At 56.1% G+C, this 285-nt stretch carries 1 protein-coding gene; it reads right to left on the bottom strand.

All coding sequences use genetic code 11. The annotated features are described in order from the left end of the window. Positions 1-57: 57 nt before the first annotated feature. Positions 58-285, bottom strand: a 228-nt coding sequence (locus tag GSQ79_RS24985; protein ID WP_158811470.1) for a hypothetical protein, incomplete at its 5' end; no start/stop codon positions are given.

Here is a 285-nt window from a genome sequence, read left to right on the forward strand (position 1 = left end):
CCCATGGCTTGCTTGCCCATGGCAGATTGGTAGGTGTTACGAGGAGACTAAAAGACGTCAGCGAAGTAGCGAAGGACTATAAATTGAGACACGTACCTGGTTGTGGTCGGGGAAGGGAATGATACTGGCACAAATACCGAGGATCATACTGGGATGAATCTCGCAATGCGTCCAGGTATGCGTGTTCGCCATGGTGTGCGCGACCTTGGTGGCAGTCATGTCGACCTCCTCCTCGGCCTGCTGAGCAGCGCGCTCCTCCGGCGTCATCCGCGAGTTCTCCAGGTC

The organism is Beijerinckia sp. L45, assembly GCF_009765775.1.
Classification (GTDB): Bacteria; Pseudomonadota; Alphaproteobacteria; order Rhizobiales; family Beijerinckiaceae; genus RH-AL1.